The organism is Lactobacillus sp. CA30L, from assembly GCF_059900845.1.
The window spans coordinates 377407-391955 of record NZ_JBWXGB010000001.1; the positions used below are offsets into that span (position 1 = coordinate 377407).

Annotated in this window: 11 protein-coding genes; 7 read left to right on the forward strand and 4 right to left on the reverse strand. The window is 48.7% G+C overall.

Annotated elements, in window-relative coordinates:
- Together hslU and AC2JF8_RS01975 are read left to right on the forward strand one after the other, a co-directional pair.
- The gene (hslU, locus tag AC2JF8_RS01970; RefSeq protein WP_500760606.1) at positions 1–1410 is read left to right on the forward strand and encodes an ATP-dependent protease ATPase subunit HslU; all 1410 of its coding nucleotides are present in this window, start codon (positions 1–3) and stop codon (positions 1408–1410) included.
- Between the two features lie 17 nt (positions 1411–1427).
- Positions 1428–2315 (forward strand): aldose 1-epimerase family protein, encoded by an 888-nt coding sequence (locus AC2JF8_RS01975; protein ID WP_500728778.1) that lies wholly within the window; start codon positions 1428–1430, stop codon positions 2313–2315.
- Positions 2316–2440: 125 nt separating this feature from the next.
- Here AC2JF8_RS01975 and plsY read toward each other — a convergent pair whose 3' ends face one another.
- Positions 2441–3076: a glycerol-3-phosphate 1-O-acyltransferase PlsY gene (gene plsY, locus AC2JF8_RS01980; protein WP_500728779.1), complete on the reverse strand. Its 636-nt coding sequence runs from the start codon at positions 3074–3076 to the stop codon at positions 2441–2443.
- 97 nt (positions 3077–3173) lie between these two features.
- On the opposite strand from plsY, the gene parE reads away from it, so the two are divergent.
- The 4 genes from parE (at position 3174) to AC2JF8_RS02000 (ending at position 9710) form a co-directional block, all read left to right on the forward strand.
- Complete coding sequence (gene parE / locus AC2JF8_RS01985; RefSeq protein ID WP_500760608.1) at positions 3174–5132, forward strand: DNA topoisomerase IV subunit B; 1959 nt, start codon at positions 3174–3176, stop codon at positions 5130–5132.
- Between the two features lie 14 nt (positions 5133–5146).
- Positions 5147–7600: a DNA topoisomerase IV subunit A gene (parC, locus tag AC2JF8_RS01990; RefSeq protein WP_500760611.1), complete on the forward strand. Its 2454-nt coding sequence runs from the start codon at positions 5147–5149 to the stop codon at positions 7598–7600.
- A 180-nt stretch (positions 7601–7780) separates the two neighbouring features.
- Positions 7781–8716, forward strand: coding sequence for a LysR family transcriptional regulator (locus AC2JF8_RS01995; RefSeq protein WP_500760613.1), 936 nt, complete (start codon positions 7781–7783; stop codon positions 8714–8716).
- Positions 8717–8780: 64 nt separating this feature from the next.
- A complete protein-coding gene (locus AC2JF8_RS02000) occupies positions 8781–9710 on the forward strand; it encodes a manganese-dependent inorganic pyrophosphatase (RefSeq protein WP_500728783.1) in 930 nt (309 codons plus the stop codon).
- 52 nt (positions 9711–9762) lie between these two features.
- Here the strand turns inward: AC2JF8_RS02000 and AC2JF8_RS02005 are convergent, their stop codons facing one another.
- Positions 9763–10122, reverse strand: a complete 360-nt coding sequence (locus AC2JF8_RS02005; protein ID WP_500728784.1) for a helix-turn-helix domain-containing protein — start codon at positions 10120–10122, stop codon at positions 9763–9765.
- 1644 nt (positions 10123–11766) lie between these two features.
- Here AC2JF8_RS02005 and xerS point away from each other — a divergent pair.
- A complete protein-coding gene (gene xerS, locus AC2JF8_RS02010) occupies positions 11767–12858 on the forward strand; it encodes a tyrosine recombinase XerS (RefSeq protein WP_500728785.1) in 1092 nt (363 codons plus the stop codon).
- Between the two features lie 84 nt (positions 12859–12942).
- Here xerS and AC2JF8_RS02015 read toward each other — a convergent pair whose 3' ends face one another.
- Positions 12943–13578 carry an NUDIX hydrolase gene (locus tag AC2JF8_RS02015; RefSeq protein ID WP_500760616.1) on the reverse strand — a complete coding sequence of 212 codons (636 nt, stop codon included), beginning with the start codon at positions 13576–13578 and terminating at the stop codon, positions 12943–12945.
- 27 nt (positions 13579–13605) lie between these two features.
- Positions 13606–14499: a DegV family protein gene (locus AC2JF8_RS02020; RefSeq protein ID WP_500760619.1), complete on the reverse strand. Its 894-nt coding sequence runs from the start codon at positions 14497–14499 to the stop codon at positions 13606–13608.
- Between the last annotated feature and the right edge of the window lie 50 nt (positions 14500–14549).

The following is a 14549-nucleotide window of genomic DNA, read 5'->3' on the forward strand; positions in this document are numbered from 1 at the left end:
ATGGAAACAAAAACACCGAAACAAATCGTCAGTCTACTCAACGAGTACATCATTGGTCAGGATGAGGCCAAGAAGGCCGTGGCCGTTGCGCTCTACAACCGTTACCGCCGCATGCAGCTGCCACAGAAGATGCAAGAAGACATTACGCCCAAGAATCTGCTCATGGCGGGGCCAACCGGTGTGGGCAAAACCGAAATAGCGCGCAGGCTGGCACTAATTGTTAAGGCACCATTCGTCAAGGTCGAGGCAACCAAGTTTACCGAGGTGGGCTACGTCGGCCGGGACGTGGAGTCGATGGTGCGGGATTTGGTTAATGAGGCCGTCCGCATGGAAGAAAAGGACCAGTTTGACCGAATCCGCCCCCAGGCCGCGAAGGAGGCCAACAAGATTTTGGTGCGCCTGCTGGTTCCAGGCATCAAGCGCGAAAAGCGGGCCAATCAGATGCAGGAGCTGCAGGACATGATGTCGATGATGATGTCCGGCAAGCCCGAGGCCGATAACGGGCAGGAATCTGACCAGGAAGAGGTAACCGATGAGATTCGCAACGAACGGCTGTCCGTTTCTGAACAGCTGAACAAGGGGCTCCTGGAAGAGCGTGAGGTAACGGTTGAAGTCGAACAGGCGCCCAAGGTAAACCCGATGGAAAACGCGATGAGCCAGATGGGCGTCGACATGAGTTCGCTGCTTAACGGACTGGTTCCGAAGAAGCGCGTCAAAAGAACGCTGACGGTCAGGGATGCGCGTGAGCTCTTGATTCATGAAGAGTCACGCAAAATGGTCGACTACGATGCCATCTACCAAAAGGCAATCGAGCGCACGGCCAACAACGGCATCATTTTTATTGATGAAATCGATAAGATTGCTGCGGGCAGCAAAAAGACTTCTGGCGAGGTGTCCCGTGAGGGGGTACAACGCGATATTCTGCCGATTGTTGAGGGTTCAACCGTGCAAACCAAGTACGGCCCGGTTTCCACCGACCACATCCTCTTCATCGCTGCCGGTGCATTCTCCGAATCCAAGCCCAGCGACCTCATTCCCGAACTACAGGGGCGCTTCCCAATTAGGGTCGAGCTAAACGCCCTGACCAAGGACGACTTTGTCAGGGTGCTGAAGGATCCGGCCGATTCGCTGCTTGAGCAGTACGTTGCCCTCATGCACGCCGACGGCATCAAGTTAGTATTTACACAAGAAGCCGTTGAGCGCATTGCCCAGATCGCGTACGACGTTAACCAGGGAACGGACAATATTGGGGCAAGAAGACTGTCCACAATCTTGGAAAAATTGCTTGAGGACGTGCTCTACGAGGGGCCCGATATGACAATGGGCGAAATAACGGTAACGGAATCATATGTTAATGAAAAACTTAGTGATATAATAACGAATAAAGATTTAACTAAGTTTATCCTTTAACAAAGGCGATGAAAAACATGGATTATACTATTAAGAATAGTTTCTTGCGGGTGGTCGTTTCAAGCAGGGGTGCCGAAGTCCAGAGCGTGAAAAGCCGGCACAGCGATTACGAATATATTTGGCAGGCCGACCCCGCTGTTTGGGGCAGACACGCACCGGTTTTATTTCCGATTGTGGGCAGGCTCAAAAATGACCAGTACACTTACCGGGGGAAGACCTACCACATGACGCAGCACGGGTTTGCGCGGGATATGGACTTTACGGTTGAACATCAAACTGATGAAAGCATTACCTTTCTGTTAACCGATACCGCGCAAACGAGGGCGGTCTACCCCTTCAAGTTTGAACTGCGCGTGAACTACAACCTGCTCAACAACCTGCTGGAAGAAAATTTCAGCGTCACCAACGCTTCCGCAGACACAATGATTTTTGGCATTGGTGGACATCCGGGCTTTAACCTCCCGGTCGATGACACCATTACCAAGGAGGACTTCTACTTTGCCACGCAGCCGTCGCTTGCCCGGGTGCAGATCCCCCTCAGTGGCGCGTTCTTGGATTGGTCCAACCGCTCGCTGGCATCGACCAACAGCCTGATTACGCTGAGCGACCACCTGTTTAAGAATGATGCGCTCATCTTCCAGATGAGGGGCCACGATAACCGCGTTTCGCTCCGGACGGACACCAGCAACTTTCACGTTAACGTCTGGCTGCGGGATGCCCCGTTTGTGGGCGTGTGGTCGCAGTATCCTAAGACCGCTGACTACGTCTGCATTGAACCCTGGTGGGGGATTGCCGACCGCAGCGATACCAGCGGCAAGCTGGAAGAAAAATACGGCATGAATCACCTCGAAGCCGGCCAAACCTTCACGGGCGGCTTCAGCATGGCCTTTCACGACCAGGATTAAAAAAAGCACGTTATGTGCTTTTTTTACTAGCCGCTTAATTAAGCAAGTCAGCACTTGCGAACTAATGTTCATATGACCTATAATATAAAAGCCAGCATTTGATTGCTGGCTGTATTTATTCTAGCTTACAATTTGTTGTGCTTCTTCTTGTACCAGTACCAGAGTCCGAACGGGATAATGTTTTCCTGGTGGTGGATGAGGCGCTTAATATTGCTGCGGTGCCTGGTGTAAAGAACAACCATGATGCAGCCGAGGATCACCTCAAGGTAAACGTCGTGAAAGAAAAAAGTCACGATAAAGATGAGGACAACTGAAATCAGGCTGGCAAGGCTGACGTACGAAGTGATGAAGACCAGGGGCAGAAAAATCAGGGCACAGATGCCGAAAAACTGCAGGTTGTAGCCCAAAAAGACCCCGGCACTGGTCGCAACGGCTTTGCCCCCCTTAAACTTGAGGAAGATGGAACACGTGTGCCCTAAGATTGCCAACCCGCCGCAGACCAGAAGCAGGTACTTGGGGCCGGGCAGGTGCAATAGGCGGGGCAGACTAGTGGCCAGGGTTCCCTTGAGAACGTCAACAACCAGGACAAAGCTGCCCGCAAAGGGACCAAACACCCGAAACGAGTTCGTGGTGCCAATGTTGCCCGAGCCGTGATTGCGAATGTCTTCGGCAAAAAATATTTTGCCGATCACAACGCCCGTCGGGAACGATCCGATTAAGTATGCTAGAATAAATACCAGTATTAATTTTAGGTTGATCATTTGTATCCTACTCTCTTCATATCTAAGGCTATTTTAGCAAAGATTGGATGGGTTGAGGATTAAATTAAGTAAATGTTTCAAAACTGGAGGAGTTTATTTGGCTAAAGCAAATCAAAAAGAAAATTCTTATGATGACTCATCGATCCAGATTCTTCATGGCCTGGAAGCTGTCCGCAAGCGGCCAGGGATGTACATCGGGTCAACGGATATCCACGGACTGAACCAGCTGGTCTACGAGATTGTCGATAATTCGGTTGACGAGGCAATGGCTGGATTCGGTCAGGAGATTGACGTGACGATTCACAAGGATAACTCCGTGACCGTGCGTGACTTTGGGCGGGGTATCCCGACGGGCATGCACAAGTCGGGCCGACCGACAATTGAAGTCATCCTCACGGTTCTGCACGCCGGCGGCAAGTTTACCGAGCAGAACTACAAGACTTCCGGTGGCCTGCACGGCGTTGGTTCGTCCGTTGTCAACGCTCTGTCCAGTTACATGGACGTCAAGGTTGTGCGTGACGGCATCCTTTACGAAGAAGAGTTTAAAGACGGCGGCCATCCCGTTGACACGTTAAAGCGCTTGGGCAAGACCAAGGATGCGACCGGTACAACGATTACCTTTAAGCCGGACGAGAAGATTTTTTCTACGACCAAGTACAAGTATGAAACCATCCAGGAGCGCATTCGCGAGTCTGCCTTCCTCCTGAAGGGTGTCTGTTTTGAACTGACCGACGAGCGCGAACCGGGCCACCACGATACCTTCAAGTACGATGACGGAATCGAGTCCTTCGTGTCCTACCTCAACGAGGGCAAGGACACCCTGAGCGATGTCTTCTATTTTAACGGCAAGCAGGATGAGATTGAGGTTGAATTTAGCGGTCAGTACAGCGACGGCTATTCGGAAAACCTTGTCTCATTCGTCAACAACGTGCGTACTTCCGATGGGGGCACGCACGAGGTGGGGGCGCGAAGCGGATTTACCCGGGCCTTCAATGATTACGCCAAAAAGCAGGGCCTGCTGGGGAAAAAGGACAAGAACATTGACGGTTCCGACTACCGTGAGGGGCTCAGCGCCGTCCTATCCGTTAAAATTCCCGAAGAGCTGCTCGAGTTTGAGGGGCAGACCAAGGGCAAGCTGGGTACGCCGCAGGCGCGGTCGATCGTGGATGCAATCGTCTACGAGCAGATGTCCTATTACCTGCTGGAAAATGGCGAACTGGCCCAGGAACTGGTAAAGAAGGCCCAGAGGGCGCGGGATGCACGTGAAGCCGCCAAAAAGGCCCGCAATGAGACCCGCAACGGCAAAAAACGGCACAAGAAGGAAGTGCTGTCCGGAAAACTAACGCCGGCCCAGTCACGCAATCCCAAGAAAAACGAATTGTTCCTGGTGGAGGGCGATTCTGCCGGAGGCTCCGCCAAGCAGGGACGCGACCGTCGTTTCCAGGCGATTTTGCCCTTGCGGGGCAAGGTCTTGAACACCCAAAAGGCCAAACTGCAGGACATCTTTAAAAATGAAGAAATCAACACGATGATCTACACGATTGGTGCAGGTGTCGGTGCTGAATTCAAGGTTGCAGATGCTAATTACGACAAGGTAATCATCATGACGGACGCCGATGACGACGGTGCCCACATCCAGATTTTGCTGCTGACGTTTTTCTACCGCTACATGCGGCCGATGATTGAAGAGGGCAAGGTCTACATTGCACTGCCGCCGCTCTACCGCCTGCAGAAGGGCCGGAATAAGAAGGTCCAGGTCAAGTACTCCTGGACCGACGAGGAACTGGCAGACGACGAAAAGAAAATAGGACCGGGCTACAGTCTGCAGCGCTTCAAGGGTCTGGGCGAAATGAACGCCGAGCAACTATGGCAGACGACGATGAACCCCGAGTCCAGGATGCTGATCCGCGTCAAAATTGATGATGCGGCACTGGCCGAGCGGCGCGTAACCACGCTCATGGGCGACAAGGTTGCCGTCAGGAGAAAGTGGATTGAAGAAAACGTTAAGTTCAGAATGGGCGAGAACGCATCGATTTTGGAAGAAGAAAACGAGTAAAGGGGTCTTAGTTAATGGCTACAAATGAACGAATTCGTGAAATGCCGCTTGAACAGGTCATGGGTGAACGGTTCGGACGGTACTCAAAGTACATCATCCAAGAACGTGCCCTGCCGGACATTCGGGACGGGCTGAAGCCGGTGCAGCGCCGGATTCTTTACGCAATGTACCGGGACAACAACACCTATGACAAGCCCTTTAAGAAGGCGGCTAAGGCTGTCGGCAACATCATGGGTAACTTTCACCCCCACGGCGACAGCTCAATATACGGTGCACTGGTTCACCTTTCACAGAACTGGAAGATGCGCGAAACGCTGGTCGAGATGCACGGCAACAACGGCTCGATGGACGGGGATGGTCCGGCCGCCATGCGGTATACCGAGTCACGACTCAGCAAAATCTCCAACATGCTTCTGACGGACATTGACAAAGAAACCGTCAACATGGTGCTCAACTTCGATGACACCGAAAACGAACCGACGGTTTTGCCCGTTCGCTTCCCCAACCTGCTGGTTAACGGCTCGACGGGTATCTCCGCCGGTTACGCTACGGAAATCCCGCCCCACAACCTGTCCGAGGTTATCGATGCAACAATCTACTTGCTCAAGAATCCGGATGCGACGCTTGAAGAATTGATGGGCTTCGTTAAGGGCCCAGACTTTCCTACCGGAGCAATCGTTATGGGTAAGGAAGGGCTGAAAGAGGCTTACCAGACCGGGCGGGGACGCATTCAGGTCCGGGCTAAGTCTGCGATTCAGGAAATCCGGGGCCACCGCGAGGAGATTGTTATTACCGAGATTCCCTATGCGGTCAACAAGGCCTTACTAGTCAAAAAAATGGACGAAATTCGCCTGAATAAGGAGATTGACGGCATTGCGGAAGTGCGCGACGAAACGGACCGACACGGCTTGTCAATTGTGGTTGAACTGAAGAAGGGTGCCGATGCGCAGAACATTTTAAACTACTTGTTTAAAAATACCGAGCTTCAGGTGTCGTATAACTTTAACATGGTTGCAATCGACCACATGACGCCAATGCAGGTCGGCTTGAAGCACATTTTGTCCGCTTACTTAGAACATGAAACGGATGTGGTTACCAGGCGAACCAAGTTTGACCTGAACAAGGCCCAGAATCGTCTGGAAATAATTCAGGGTCTGATTCACGCAATGGACGTTCTTGACCAGGTAATTAAGGTCATCCGGGCATCCAAGAACAAGATGGAAGCCAAGAAAAACTTGGCGACTGAGTTTGACTTTACGGCCCGTCAGGCTGAAGCAATCGTGTCCCTGCAGCTGTACAGATTGACGAACACAGACGTGGATGCACTGGTTGCGGAGCAGGCCGAATTAAATAAAAAAGTTGCGCGGTACCAGGAATTGTTAGCAAATCCCAAAGCCCTGGAAAAGGAAATCATCGCGGAGTTGTCGGCAGTCAAGCGGGCGTTTGGCAATCCGCGGCGAACGGAAATATCGGGCAAAACCGCAAAGATTAAAATCAATGAAAAGGCACTGGTGGCGGACGAACAGGTGCGCGTTTTGATTAGTCGCGACGGGTACCTGAAGCGTTCTTCCTTGCGTTCCTGGCAGTCTAGCGATGACGCGGATAATGGGTTGCCGGACGGCGACGAGGTCGTTTACGAGCAGACCCTGTCTACTTTGTCTAACCTATATCTGTTTACCAACCAGGGCAATGTCATCTATCGGCCAGTTAACGAACTGGTAGAAGCCAAGTGGAAGGAAACCGGGCAGCACTTGTCGCAAGAGATTGGCTTGAGCGGTGAGGAACAGATCATTCGCGTATTTACGTTTGACCGACTGGACACCGACCTTGACTTCCTTTTGGCAAGTAGCGACGGCTACATCAAGCGGCTTAAGCTGGCCAACTTGCAGCCGACACGAACATACCGCTCCCGCGCAATCACTGCAATGAAGATGAAGACGCAAGACAGCAGGGTAATTCGGGTTGATCAGGCTGCTGTCGATTCGAAGGCCGAAATCATCTTGTTTACCCGTAATGCATACGCGGTTCGCTATGACCTGAGTGAAGTGCCAGAATTGGGGGCCAAGGCTGTCGGCGTTAAGTCAGTCAACCTCAAGTCCGGCGATGCGGTTGTGTCCTACGTCTTAGTTGAACCTGCCTATGTTGACGTGCTGCACGTGGGCCTGGTTACGCAGCGGGGAGCATTCAAGCAGCTTAAGGCCAGCATCATCAACAAGGTTTCGCGCGCTAAGCGGGGCGTCCTCGTGCTGCGCGAACTGAAGTCTAAGCCGCATAGGATTGCCGCCTTGAGTGCATACGGGCAGGAACACGCATTGACGATAATTACCAGCAGCCGGAGGAGGATCAAGCTGCAAACCAGCGAGTACCCGCTGGGCGATCGTTATTCTAACGGGTCGTTCGTCGTTGACGTGACTAGCGACGGCCAACCGGTTGATTTAAAACTGGGTAGGCCGTTACCTTCAAAATAAAACAATATTTTATATAGTATTAGTGTGATTTAACTCTTAAAAATTATGAAAACGTTATATTAAAAACTGAAGTAAGCTTTGACACAGAGAGTTTTTTGATCAATAATAGCAAGTAAGTGAGGACATATTAGTGCTAAGGTAAGTGGGGCCATATTACTGCTAAGGATAGAAGGGGTTTTTATGCCTAAAACAAATACAATACTCTCAACAAAGTCTTTACATTATTTTTTGCAGCTGATTGACACGATGAACTATACCCAAGCGGCCCAAATTTTGGGGATTACGCAGCCGGCGCTGACGCAGCAGATCAAAAAACTGGAGCATGCAATCGGAACGCCCTTATTCGATCAAATGGGGAAAAAACTCTATCTGACCGAGGCCGGCAAGCAACTGCAAACGGGAGCAATTAAGCTCATCGGCACAATCAACGCGGTTGTCAATGACATCCAGGAGTTTACCCAAGCGGATAAGGGCAATATTGCCATCGGCGTGCTGGAAAGCGTTGATTCTGAGTTGCTCCGGCGTTTCCTGGTTGACTTTAACCGTCAAACAGTGGGGATAACGATTAGCGTCAACTATTTCAACCACAAGGACTTGTGGTACAACCTTGATAACAATTTAATCGACCTGGCCCTTCTGTATATTCCTAAAGACACTAAAAAGAGCCAAATTAATTTACATAACCAGTACGAACACATGGAAGTCTGTGCAGATCAGTTGACCATTCTGACTCATGACACCACGCTGGAAGCCGGTGCGTCCTATCCGGCCGCAAAACTGATGGACAGAAAATGGGTTGCGTACCCGGATAGTTTCTACCTGACCCAATTAATGAAAGAAAAATTCGGCAGCAAGATTAACGCCAAGGATGGCCTCAAGGTACCACTGAGCTTTTCATCCAGTAGGCAGGTTGTAGCGACGGCCGAAGAGACTGACTACGACACATTTGTCAGCTACTCATACTACCGGCGCCACCGCGCCAAGATAAGCTTGACGCCGGTTCACCTGCAGGGCGACAGGAAGTTTTCGGTGTCGTTAATCTACCGGAAAGGCAAGGAAGACGTCCCCCGCATAAAAAAAATCCTAACTGAATTCAAAAAATTCTTGGAGAAATAAGCGCTATTCGTTAAACTAGATTTAGATTGATTTTATGGCATAAAAAGAAAGAGGAAAAATTTTAATGGAAAAAGAGTTAGTTTTTGGTCACCAGAACCCTGATACTGACGCAATTGGTACTGCGATTGCATACTCATACCTCCAAAACAAGCTGGGCTACAATACGGAGGCGGTCGCACTGGGCAAACCTAACGATGAAACCGCATTTGCCCTAAAGAAGTTTGGTTTTGAAGCCCCCCGGGTTATAAAAACTGCTGCTAACGAAGTAGCAAAAGTGATGCTGGTTGACCACAACGAACCACAGCAAAGCGTTGCCGACATCGACAAGGTTGAAGTAACGCACGTTGTTGACCACCACCGGATTATGAACTTTGATACAAGCATGCCGCTGTTCTATCTTGCCGAGCCGGTAGGCTGCACGAGCACGATTATGTGGAAATTGTACAGGCAGTTCGGCGTAGAAATTCCCCAAAATATTGCTGGAATTATGCTTTCTGCAATTATATCGGACACGCTGCTGCTGAAGTCGCCGACCACCACGAATGACGACAGAAAAGCCGTCGAGGCGCTGGCCCAAATCGCCAGGGTTGATTACCAAAAGTACGGGCTGGAAGAACTGAAGGCCGGTACCAATATCGCAGGCAAGTCGGAAGAAGAGCTGATTGACCTTGACGCCAAGAGCTTTGATTTAAACGGCCAGAAGGCCCGCGTAGCCCAGATTAACGTCGTTGACCTACCGGAGGCAATGGAGCGCAAAAAAGCCTTCTTGAAGGCCATGAATGCCGCTTCTGAGGCCGAAGGATATGACTTGTTTATGCTCCTTATAACCAACGTCCTGGACTCCAACTCAACTGCATTGGTTGTGGGAACAAGCGCAGCCCAGTCTGCGTTTGAGCGGGCCTTCGGCACGATAAAAGATGCGGAAATCAGCTTACCGGGCGTGGTATCGCGCAAGAAACAGGTAGTGCCACAACTGACCGATGCATTTAACTAGCAGATAACAAAAAACGAGGAAGCTAACTAAGCTTCCTCGTTTTTTGTTGAAATTAGTCTTTATTGATTTCCTTGGTCAGTATAATGAAAGATTTGCAGACGCGCTCGGCCTTTTCGGCAGGCATCTTTCTTAATTCATTAACAACCTTCTTAATGAATACAGGCGTATTATCCTGGTGACCCTCAACCTTGACTTCCTTGAAGCGGTATGCGTTCATGATAATATCTGGCGTAGTAGTGTTAAGGGCCCTTGCAATCGAGTCAAGCTTTTGAATACTGATGTTCTGATTTTTTGTCCGCTCAAGACGCGAAATAAAGTTCACGGACAAGTCACTCAGTTCAGCAAGATCCTCCTGGGTCAGCTTTTGCTCACGACGACGACGGCATATTTCTTTTCCTAAATTTATACTCATGGAATAAATTCAACCTTTCTAAAAATAACCTTAACCCTATAAACTGACGGAAACAGTCATAGTGTCAAATAATAAAAATAGCGTATAAAACAATTAATTTCAACTAAAACTTAAAAGAAAGACAGAAATCGGAAGAATTGTTTTAAATATATACCCCATGGATAGTATTGTAAGCTAAATACACAAAAAATTAAATAAAAATGCACTAAAAAAATAAGACTAAAATAAAAATATAAAAATTGGCAAATATTATTTTGAGCGGTGTAAGTACCTGTTATGATTGCTAATACAAAGCAGGCCTACAAAACGATTAATAAAATATTACCAATATATAAATTTAGGTTAAAAAATACACTTATTTAAATTATTACTGAAATTAATTTAAATAGTCAATTAATAAATCATTTTCATTTGATTAGCTAAAGTTAATAAATAATTTAATTGTGGGCTCAATTAGCCGAATTCTCTTGAGAGCCCCCAAAGACTAAAAGAATACTTGCCAGGTGATTAATAAATTATAGCTAGCTGTGCAATCTTTTCATTGCGCGCCAGCGGAAAGGGATAGGATAGGCGGTAGTGACAAGCATTCCTCAATAACTTCGTATAATATATATTATGTAAAGTTAAGCTGTAACCAATCGTATTGCTGCCGCGGCAAGGCATGGGTTGCCAGTGAACAATCCACGTTAAGCAGCAATCCGGTTCAGCGTAAACACGCACAGTTTTGCTCTTCTATTGCATTTTATTGCATTGGACCGGTCCCAGGTGCGGGTAGTTATATGCCCATCCGCGGTTAAATTCACGCCAGATGACACTGCCAGGCACTAAATACAGTTCATCACAATAACTGGACACGGACAGCTGACGTGGACTTTTTGGCGGCGTTAAATTATTTTTAGGTGTAAAGGTGTCCCATGGTCGCATCTAACACGCCAACCGGATTTGCAGCGTGCGTTGGCGGGATTCATCACCACATAACACATCAAAGTTATGTCGCCAGCAGCCAATTGCACGCTAAGTCGTGTGGCTGGGACAGGCACAGGCAGAAAGCACAAGCAACTGAATTTGATCTGGCAACTAAAGAAATTCTGACTAGAAATCGGCTGTATTGCGCACGGCCGATTATAATTTTATAACGGGTGCTCAACCAGGTTTAAGTCTTTTTCTATCATTAAAACTATAATTTTAATGATAGGTAAATGTAAGGCCCTGCATGGATTTGCGAGCTTTCTTGCCGTGATTTCATGCTTGGGTTTATCGTTTAACTTTTAAATTTTTTGCCGTAATTTTAATAATTCATAATCTTATCAATTCATGTCGATGCTAGTCCCAATAATTCTGTATGCTGGCAGAGCTCATGTGTCCAAATTTGGGAGCAGCAATTGTGCTTGGAGCAAAAGCAAACTTGGTCGCTGTGCCATTGTTCGCTATTCAGCAGCCATAACCGGCATGCCTGCCGCTCGCTTGGCTTCACTGCTTATAAATTTATTTTAACTTACGCCAAATGCTGCTGCTTTAGACCGCGGGTGACTGGTCCCCCTCTTCGTCCCCTCCTGCTCTTTTATAAAGCAAATCCAAACATACATTCTATTTTTACTTTATAATTAATAAGACAGCAACATTGCAGTTAGGAGAATGATAAACATGGAAACCAAAAAGTACCTTGATCTTATTGAAGAAGAATTGCGCAAAATGCCGGATTTTGTTAAGGAATACAACTTCGGGTCTAACCTTTCCCTCACCACCTCCTACCAGTACCTGACTGAAATAAGGCGCTTTTTTGACTGGCTGCGCCAGGAGTCGATTTCCCCTGCCCCAGATAACAAGCACATCGAGACAGCAACGCTGGCCAACCTGCACCGCAACGATATTATGCTCTATATCAACTACCTGGGTCACGTCAAGAACCAGCAGGGCCACCTCAACGCGCCAACGACAATCAACCGCTCGATCAACGCACTGCGTTCGCTCTTCAAGTTTTTGACCATCACAGCCGACAACAATGAGGGTCAGCCCTACTTTGAACGGAATGTGATGCTGAAGATTGATTCGCTTAACAATACGAAGACGCTCAACTACCGTGCGCACATCCTCGAATCGCACATGTATGTTGGAAAACTGAAGTACCAGTTCTTGGACTTTATTACCAATGATTATGAAAAAAGCTGCAACAAACATGCCCTGCCGGCGTTTAGGGTCAACAAGGAGCGTGACCTGGCAATCGTTGCACTGATTCTCGGGACGGGCATCCGGGTTTCTGAATGCGCCGGGGTCAACGTGGCCGACCTTAACTTGAAAAAGGCGCTGCTTGACGTGACCCGCAAGGGCGGACAGCGTGACAGCGTGCCGATTGCTGAATGGACGCTGGATTACATTCGGGACTACCAAAAAGTCCGCAGGCAGCGCTATGCGGCTTCTAAAAAAGAAACGGCCTTTTTTCTCACTAGGTGGCACGACCAGACCAAACGAATGACCACCAACGCAATCGAAAAAATGGTTAACAAGTATTCCGCTGCCTTCGGTCATCCGCTCACGCCCCATAAGCTGCGGCACACGCTTGCCTCTGAGCTCTACAGCGTGACCAAGGACCAGGTGCTGGTTGCGCAGCAGCTCGGTCAAAAAGGCACTTCAGCAACCGATCTCTACACGCACGTTGACCAGAGCAAGCAGCGTGCGGCCTTGAACGAAATTGCGGCAAGTGACGGCGATGATGCAGCAAACCTAAAAAGCAAATAAAAAACACTGGCTTTTGATGTAAACCCCAAGATTAAACAAATTTTGAGGCCATATCATTCGCCGGTGTTTTTATTTACAATTCTTTCAGTCAAACCTGGTCTGCCAGTTAGGATCGTTACTGGCATCAAAGCACATCCTAATTTCCTCTTTGCTGTTTCGTTGAAGGGAAAGCGGGGGTAAGTGGTCATAATCGAAGTAGCGGCACGCGCTGGTTTCGCTGTTTTGGCCAAAAGTACCACCCAAATCGCGGCACAAAAAGAAAATATTGCAGACGTTGATTGCCCGTGTAACCCTATTTTCGTTGTGAATATTAGTGTTGTGATTGCATATTGCAACCACGCGGTCTACCGCAATATCATGGCCGGATTCTTCGCGGGCTTCCTTAACGCAATTATCCTTGACAGACACGTTGGGCTCGCACCAGCCGCCGGGCAACGACCACCGCTCATCCGTCGTTTCGCGGACCAGTAGAATCTTCTGGTCTCTAAAAATCGCGGCTCTGGTTCCTAACTTGGGCGTCTGGTAGCCGTCTTCGCTGCTAAAAAGGTGCCTGACCTGCTTTAGTGGCAAGCCCGTCTTTAATGCCATCATTTCCGTTGCGATTGCCCTAATACGGGCATAGCGCTCACGGTCGAAGCGATCATGGCCATACTCAAGTCCGTTTTGCGCCAGACTTTGCAATTCAACTGCCCAGTTAGTAAGGCGATCCTGTTCTTTCATTAATATCCTCCCTAACCCTTTTACGTACTAAAAGCCCTTGCCGTTTTGGGTCAGGTCAATCTTGTCGATGTCAATCATCCAGCCAATGGCCAGCGCTTTTTCGCCTAAGTGTGTGGCAATTACGGGGCTGAATTGCGTGAGCGAAATATTCTGCTCCGGGAAATTTTCCTGCAGAAAGGCCTTGGCCTCTTCAACCTGGCTGCTGTCATTGGAATCAATGATGAACAGCTTTATCTTATCCTTGTACGGGAGCGCAGTGATTTTATCAAGGGTGAGACTCTTGATTTTGGTGAAGGCCCGTTTCATCGACCGAATTTTGTCGAACGCAACGATATTGCCGTCTTTGAACGTCAGGAGCGGCTTAATGTTCAGCATGGAACCGATAAAGGCGCTTGCATTGCTCAAACGGCCGCCGCGACTCAAGTTTTTGAGGTCATTGACAACAAAGATTTCATCGATTGTCGACCTGATTTGTTCGAGGCGTTTAAGTATATCGTCCAGCGCAACCCCATTCTCAATCATCCGGGCAGCGGCTAGCACCAAATTCCCCTGCAAGCGGACGGTCATCTGCGTGTCGATCGGGTGCAGGTTGTACTTAGGCGTATTCTGGGCGATATTGCATAAGGTCTGGTAGAAGCCGGAGATTCCGCTCGATAGGGTAATTGCGATGATGGCTTCGTACCCTTCATCGTGCAGCCCATCAAAAAGATGAATCAGATCGCCCATGCTCGGCTGCGAGGTTTTGGGAAAAGCCGCCCCCTGCCGTTGTATCTCAAAAAGCCGCTCGGAAGTAATGTTAACGCCCTCTAAGTATTCCTTGTTTCCGATGATGATTGGAATCGGCACAACAATAATGTTATTATCCGCTGCCTCTTGTTCGCTTATAACGCTAGTACTATCCGTAACTAATGCAATTTTCATCTAATTAACCTTTCGCTTGTACGTGCAATATAGGGAAAATTATAGCATAA

Bases quoted from the DNA above. Each gene is read 5' to 3' on its own strand.
- AC2JF8_RS02000 (WP_500728783.1), top strand. From the start codon at position 8,781: ATGGAAAAAGAGTTAGTTTTTGGTCACCAGAACCCTGATACTGACGCA.
- AC2JF8_RS02005 (WP_500728784.1), bottom strand. From the start codon at position 10,122: ATGAGTATAAATTTAGGAAAAGAAATATGCCGTCGTCGTCGTGAGCAA.
- AC2JF8_RS01995 (WP_500760613.1), top strand. From the start codon at position 7,781: ATGCCTAAAACAAATACAATACTCTCAACAAAGTCTTTACATTATTTT.
- AC2JF8_RS02015 (WP_500760616.1), bottom strand. From the start codon at position 13,578: ATGAAAGAACAGGATCGCCTTACTAACTGGGCAGTTGAATTGCAAAGT.
- parC (WP_500760611.1), top strand. From the start codon at position 5,147: ATGGCTACAAATGAACGAATTCGTGAAATGCCGCTTGAACAGGTCATG.
- xerS (WP_500728785.1), top strand. From the start codon at position 11,767: ATGGAAACCAAAAAGTACCTTGATCTTATTGAAGAAGAATTGCGCAAA.
- AC2JF8_RS01975 (WP_500728778.1), top strand. From the start codon at position 1,428: ATGGATTATACTATTAAGAATAGTTTCTTGCGGGTGGTCGTTTCAAGC.
- plsY (WP_500728779.1), bottom strand. From the start codon at position 3,076: ATGATCAACCTAAAATTAATACTGGTATTTATTCTAGCATACTTAATC.
- hslU (WP_500760606.1), top strand. From the start codon at position 1: ATGGAAACAAAAACACCGAAACAAATCGTCAGTCTACTCAACGAGTAC.
- AC2JF8_RS02020 (WP_500760619.1), bottom strand. From the start codon at position 14,499: ATGAAAATTGCATTAGTTACGGATAGTACTAGCGTTATAAGCGAACAA.